Origin of the sequence: Levilactobacillus hammesii DSM 16381, assembly GCF_001434395.1 — a bacterium.
GTDB lineage: Bacteria > Bacillota > Bacilli > Lactobacillales > Lactobacillaceae > Levilactobacillus > Levilactobacillus hammesii.
The window spans coordinates 1-5,705 of sequence record NZ_AZFS01000012.1; the positions used below are offsets into that span (position 1 = coordinate 1).

At 47.1% G+C, this 5,705-nt stretch carries 7 protein-coding genes; 3 read left to right on the forward strand and 4 right to left on the reverse strand.

From position 1 onward, the window contains the following. Positions 1-238: 238 nt before the first annotated feature. The 3 genes from ndk to FD28_RS01085 form a co-directional block, all read right to left on the reverse strand. Positions 239-715 carry a nucleoside-diphosphate kinase gene (gene ndk, locus FD28_RS01075; protein WP_057731727.1) on the reverse strand — a complete coding sequence of 159 codons (477 nt, stop codon included), beginning with the start codon at positions 713-715 and terminating at the stop codon, positions 239-241. A 183-nt stretch (positions 716-898) separates the two neighbouring features. Next, positions 899-1,084, reverse strand: coding sequence for a PspC domain-containing protein (locus FD28_RS01080; protein WP_057731729.1), 186 nt, complete (start codon positions 1,082-1,084; stop codon positions 899-901). Between the two features lie 18 nt (positions 1,085-1,102). Beyond that, positions 1,103-1,765, reverse strand: a complete 663-nt coding sequence (locus FD28_RS01085; RefSeq protein ID WP_057731732.1) for a histidine phosphatase family protein — start codon at positions 1,763-1,765, stop codon at positions 1,103-1,105. 163 nt (positions 1,766-1,928) lie between these two features. Here FD28_RS01085 and FD28_RS01090 point away from each other — a divergent pair, with 163 nt between their 5' ends. Together FD28_RS01090 and FD28_RS01095 are read left to right on the forward strand one after the other, a co-directional pair. After that, positions 1,929-2,810, forward strand: coding sequence for a PPK2 family polyphosphate kinase (locus FD28_RS01090; RefSeq protein WP_057731735.1), 882 nt, complete (start codon positions 1,929-1,931; stop codon positions 2,808-2,810). A 312-nt stretch (positions 2,811-3,122) separates the two neighbouring features. Beyond that, complete coding sequence (locus FD28_RS01095) at positions 3,123-4,292, forward strand: hydroxymethylglutaryl-CoA synthase (protein WP_057731738.1); 1,170 nt, start codon at positions 3,123-3,125, stop codon at positions 4,290-4,292. A 61-nt stretch (positions 4,293-4,353) separates the two neighbouring features. Here FD28_RS01095 and FD28_RS01100 read toward each other — a convergent pair whose 3' ends face one another. Continuing rightward, entirely contained in the window at positions 4,354-4,941 is a 588-nt protein-coding gene (locus FD28_RS01100) for a hypothetical protein (protein ID WP_235806823.1), read from the reverse strand. 220 nt (positions 4,942-5,161) lie between these two features. Here FD28_RS01100 and FD28_RS01105 point away from each other — a divergent pair, with 220 nt between their 5' ends. Continuing rightward, complete coding sequence (locus tag FD28_RS01105; RefSeq protein WP_057731741.1) at positions 5,162-5,602, forward strand: nucleoside 2-deoxyribosyltransferase; 441 nt, start codon at positions 5,162-5,164, stop codon at positions 5,600-5,602. Positions 5,603-5,705 lie beyond the last annotated feature (103 nt).

Consider the following 5,705-nt stretch of genomic DNA (forward strand, 5'->3'; position numbering starts at 1 on the left):
TGAATAAAGAACTGGTCTAGTAGAGCAGGTGTTGCACTTCAATTTTAAATCGAGGTAACAGAACTAATACATTCTGCAACAAAAAAATAAAGGCCATGATTAGTTTAAGTATAATCTAAAAGTAACTAAAAAGGGGATTAGACGTCTGATATGGGCGTAAATAATCAACGTGTAGCCGTTAACTGACCATAAAAAACACCCGATCGCGTAAATGATCGGGTGTTCGTTTCAGCTTAAATTATTTGGCGCCAACCTTTTCCTTACCAGCAACCTTTTGGTGTGCGGCAACAGCTAACTCTGGGAACCAGATGGCAATTTCATGGTGAGCGTTCTCACGGCTATCAGCGGTGTGCACGATATTTCTCAGAATGCCATCGGGATATTCATGAGCGTAATCCCCACGAATCGTCCCGGGTTGGGCATCGTTTGGCCGAGTCTTACCCGCTAAATTATGAACGGCTTTGACCACATCAGTCCCGGTTACAATGATGGCAACGAGGGGGCCTTCCTGCATGTAGGTCTCAATCTCTTTGAAGTAAGGCTTTTCAACTTGTTCCCTGTAGTGTCGCTTTAATTGGTCAGTTGATGCATTCAAAACCTTGAGAGCAGTAATTTGGTAGCGCTTACTTTCGAGACGTGAAATAATGTCTCCGATATGTCCTTCCGCAACACCATCCGGTTTAACTAATACTAAAGTTTTTTCTGAATTTGCCATGGTAGAGAACCTCCTTGAGTTTTTAAAGCGTCCAAGTTATAAGGGGTATAACTGGTTGTTAATTCAAATTGTAGACTAACCTTTCTGTAACGTCAATCGAATTGTGATAATTTTGTTAGCGTTTTCATTATTTTATTTTTGAGCATGAAAAAAGTCCGAGTTTGTCTCGGACTTAAGCGCAATTTATTCGGGATCACCCATAATCATCCATAAAATCAGGTAGACGATTAGTCCTGGAACCATCGGGGTGAGGGCCAGTAGGACAAAAATCACGCGGGCGATATTAGAATTCCAGTCGAAGTGTTCGGCAATTCCACCAATCACACCGGCAAATACACGATCATTGAGGGAGCGATGAATATTTTTCATGAGGGATTCCTCCTTAGCTTAAGATTGAAAATCAATTCGGTTAAAGAAGTCAACGTGAATGTCATCATCGGTAATTTCCAGCTTGGTGATACTTCCGTTAATTGTCGCGACACCTTCATCCAGTTCCGGAGCGTAACGGTCGATGATCGATCGAATGGTCATACCGTGGGAGACCACCAATACCTGGTCGCCATCCTTGGAGTTGGCCCGTAGCTTATCGAAGCCGCGATCGAGTCGTTCCCAGAACATGTCGTTGCTCTCGGCTTCACCGTAGAGATCGGCCTGATGGATCAAATCGCGAGCCTTTTCCAGCCCGTAAGTACCAAGTACCTTCGACTCCGAGGTCAAGCCGACCTGCGCCCCGACGAATTGCCACATTTGATTCAGGTCGTTGCCTTCAAAGTAACCATGACACTGTTCACGGAATTCAGGGTACTGATACGTGACGATGTTCATATTGTCCGGATTTTCCTTAAGGGCAATGTGGGCTGTTTCAATGGCCCGACCGGAATCGCTACTGTATGCCGCAACAAAGGGGATGTTAGCGAGTTGTTGGCCGGCCCGCTTCGCATCGGCACGTCCCTTGGCCGTCAGGGGAGAATCAATCCAGCCTTGAACCTTGTTATAGTGATTCAACATCGTTTGACCATGACGCACAAAATATGCCGTAATCTTCTTCATTTTCTCGAGGCCTCCGTTGATCAAGTAAGTGTTTACATGCTTAGTATATCAAGCTTGAAAAGGGAACGCGAAGATTTTGCCGCTAATTTCAAAAAAGTTCGTCTGTTCACTGGAATCCGACGAATAAGCATGCTAAGGTAAAAGCTATTAGGAGATGATGCGCATGAGTACTGAGAGCAGTTATCGTTATGCGGGTGAGCGTCCCATTGATTTGGCACAACTAGCCACCCGCGTGGAAAAGGGGCCAAATCAGGCAGTCATTAATAGTGCATTGGATGCCAATGTGGCCACCCTGAGTGATTTGCAGGCGCGCTTATATTCGCAGAAGCAGCATGGGGTCATTGTCATTTTGCAGGGGATGGATACCGCCGGCAAGGATGGCTTGATTCGTCACGTGTTTAGTGGCCTGAATCCGTCGGGGACCAGTGTGGTTAGTTTTAAGCAACCGACGCATCTGCAGTTAGATCATGACTTTCTATGGCGGATCAATCAAGCACTGCCACCACGGGGTGAGATTCGGATCTTCAATCGCTCTCAGTACGAGGATGTGCTGATCAGTCACGTTCATCCGGAAATGTTAACCACGCAGAATCTACCGGGAATTAATTCGGTTGAGGACGTGGACGACCAGTTCTGGGATCATCGTTACCATGATCTGAAAAACTACGAAAAATATCTGCGGCATCAGGGCTTTGAAGTCATCAAGTTCTTCTTGCATTTATCCAAAGATGAGCAGACCCATCGGTTCGAACGGCGGATTGAAGTCGCCAGCAAGAATTGGAAATTCGCGCCTAGTGACATGCAGGAGCGGGCTTTTTGGGACGACTATCAGGATGCTTATACCCGGATGTTAACGCAGACGGCAACGAAAAAGAGTCCGTGGTACTTAATCCCAGCAGATGATAAGGGTGTTGCACGATTGATTGTCTCCAACATTTTGATTGATCGTTTGCAGGCTCTGAACCCACAATATCCGAAGGTCAGTGCCGAGACGAAGGAAAAGTTGCGAGCCGTTCTTCAACAACTAAAGGATCACAAGCTTTAAAGGAAATTGCCATATGCAATAAGGCTGCTTTAAACGATTCACCCATGAAAAGAATGTGCCTAATTGTATAATACAAATGCTGGCTATTCGCTCAATTGTCGTTAGATACTAACGACTACGAACGGACAGTCAGTTTTATTATTTAATATTTAAGAGTTCGTAAGGTCTCAACGGTTGGATTAGTTTCAGACAAGTTGTGTAGTACAATTAATAGTGGAGACAGCGATCTAGTTAGATTTAAAAAATGGCTTGGTGGCAAAATAGTCATCAAGCACGTTAGACATAACCAAGTTATTTAGGAGGCATCATCTAATGAGCGTAAGCGTTGGAATTGATCGAATTGGGTTTTACACGCCAGGACTTTATCTGGATATGGCTGAGTTAGCCACTGCCCGGGGCGAAGACCCTAACAAATACTTAATCGGAATCGGCCAGTCGCAGCAGGCCGTGATCCCACCAACGCAGGACGTTGTCACCATGGCTGCCAATGCGGCGAGCCAAATTCTGACGGCAGAGACCAAGCAAGAGGTTGCCATGGTGTTGTTTGGGACGGAGTCAGGGATTGATAATTCCAAAGCCACGGCGGTTTACCTGGCTCACTTGTTGGATCTGCCCAGTAACACGCGGGCAATTGAGTTAAAACAGGCCTGTTACGGAGCTACGGCAGGCTTGCAGCTCGCCGCCGATTATGTCCGGGTTCATCCCACGGCTAAGGTGTTGGTTATTGGCGCCGACGTGGCACGGTATGGCCTACGAACGCCCGGCGAGGTAACACAGGGGGGCGGCGCCGTCGCCATGCTGGTAACGGCTGATCCCCAAATTTTGGCGTTGGCGCCCACTAGTAGTTATCATACGGAAGATGTCATGGACTTTTGGCGGCCCACTTACCGGACGGAAGCACTGGTTGATGGGAAATACTCGACCAATGTCTATCTAGACTTCTTTAAAACGGTGTGGGCGGATTATCAGCAGCAAACGCAGCAGACCATTGCCGATTTTGATGCCTTTGTCTTTCACTTGCCATTTACAAAAATGGGTCGCAAAGGGCTTCGTCAGATTTTACCCGAAGCTAGACCAGAACAACAGGTCACGCTCAAAGCGGCCTTTGAGGCGAGCCAGGAGGATAATCGGCACGTCGGTAATCTCTATACGGGATCCCTCTACCTCAGCTTCCTATCCTTACTGCGTCATGGGCAGATGAACGCGGGGCAGCGGATTGGGTTCTTCAGCTATGGTTCTGGTGCCGAGGGTGAGTTCTTCAGTGGCATTTTGCAAAACGACTTTCAAAAGGGCTTTGATGAGACGGCCTTGTCCACGCTGCTGGCAAATCGGCGGCGCGTCACCGTTTCAGAATACGAAGCCATCTATCGGGCTCAGCTGTCGAATGATGCGCGCGATGTTCAACTGGCCGTGGGTGAGGAATCAGCGCGGTATTACTTGGCGGGTCGACAGAATCAGCAACGTCAGTATCGAATAAAGTAGGCTTTTTGTAGATAGCCATTAAAAAACGCTCCTCATCGCAAGTGATGAGGAGCGTTTGTCGTTATTCAAATTGATTTTTGACGACGTAACCGTCCTTGAAGACCAAGACGGGTGACTGATGGCCGACCCGAACTTCCAAACTATAGCCCTTGCCCAGGGATTTCTCGAGGGACGCGCTCGTTTTCGTGAAGTTTTCGACGAAGCGTGGCCATTTGGCTTGCTTGGCCAGACTGGGTTTCTTGGTCAGCGCTTGGATCGTCTGCTTAAGGTCACTGTTCGTCACGGTTAGCGTGTAAGTCTTGCTAGAACGGTCAAAGGTGACCGTTCCCAGCTTAGTGAGTGCCTTGGCTAATTGTTGCTGAACACTTTTTTCATTATCAGCCTGGGTCACGCCACTGGAACTGGCGGAAAAGGCCTGGCCGGATTGTGAACTGATCTGTGACTGCTTAGCCGTATGTGCCGCCGGCGTGGCGGTCTGGTGCGACCAATACGGCAATTTCCAGATTGAAATGACCGTACCCAACAACGCTAAGCCTAATAGAAGACTCACGCCGACCTTTGAGCTCCCATTTTGTATGGCCATGACCAGTGAGAATGCGGCGATTATGGTAATCAGCCCACCCATAATGGCAAATCCAAGAATCATCATTATACTCAGCCCCCAATGTCTATTCTCTTCAGTATAGCATGAAATAATTATATCGTGAAAGGGTGTTCATTGCGGCAGTTAAACTCGAATAATATTAAGAAATTAATTGAATTACGGTTGCTTAGTGTTTTATAACCGAATATTAATCAAAATAGAGTCGATAAAAGTTAATGTTTCCGGTATAATAAAAACCACAAAAGAGAGAAATGAGGAGATTAGTGTGACCAACGTTTACTTAGCAGGACCCTTCTTTGATGATGAACAGATTGAACGAATTGAACGGGTGGAACGCGCTTTAGCCGCTAACCCCCGAGTGACCAACTTCTTCAGCCCTCGTAAGAATGAGATTCCAGGGTTAACCATGGGAACCCCCGAATGGGCCACCCAGACGTTCCAACTAGACGTGACGCAGATCGATAAGGCCGATGTGGTCGTGGGAATGGTCGACTTCGTGGATGATCAGGTTGACTCCGGCACGGCGTTTGAGATTGGCTACGCGTTCCATAGTAAGAAGCCGGTTGTGATCCTACACGAAAAGGACACCACCTTAAACCTGATGATTGCCCAAGGTTTACACGCCTATGTACAAGAGGCTGAAGCACTAGCCGCCTATGACTTCGCCACGTTGCCAGAGAGCCATTATCATGGTGAAGTGATCTAAGTCGTCATTGCGATAAAATTTAAAAAAACGGCCACTCGATTTGTGAGTTGTACTAGTCCCTGTCAAGTTGACAGGTAAAATAATATAATTTTTCGAGTTCTGT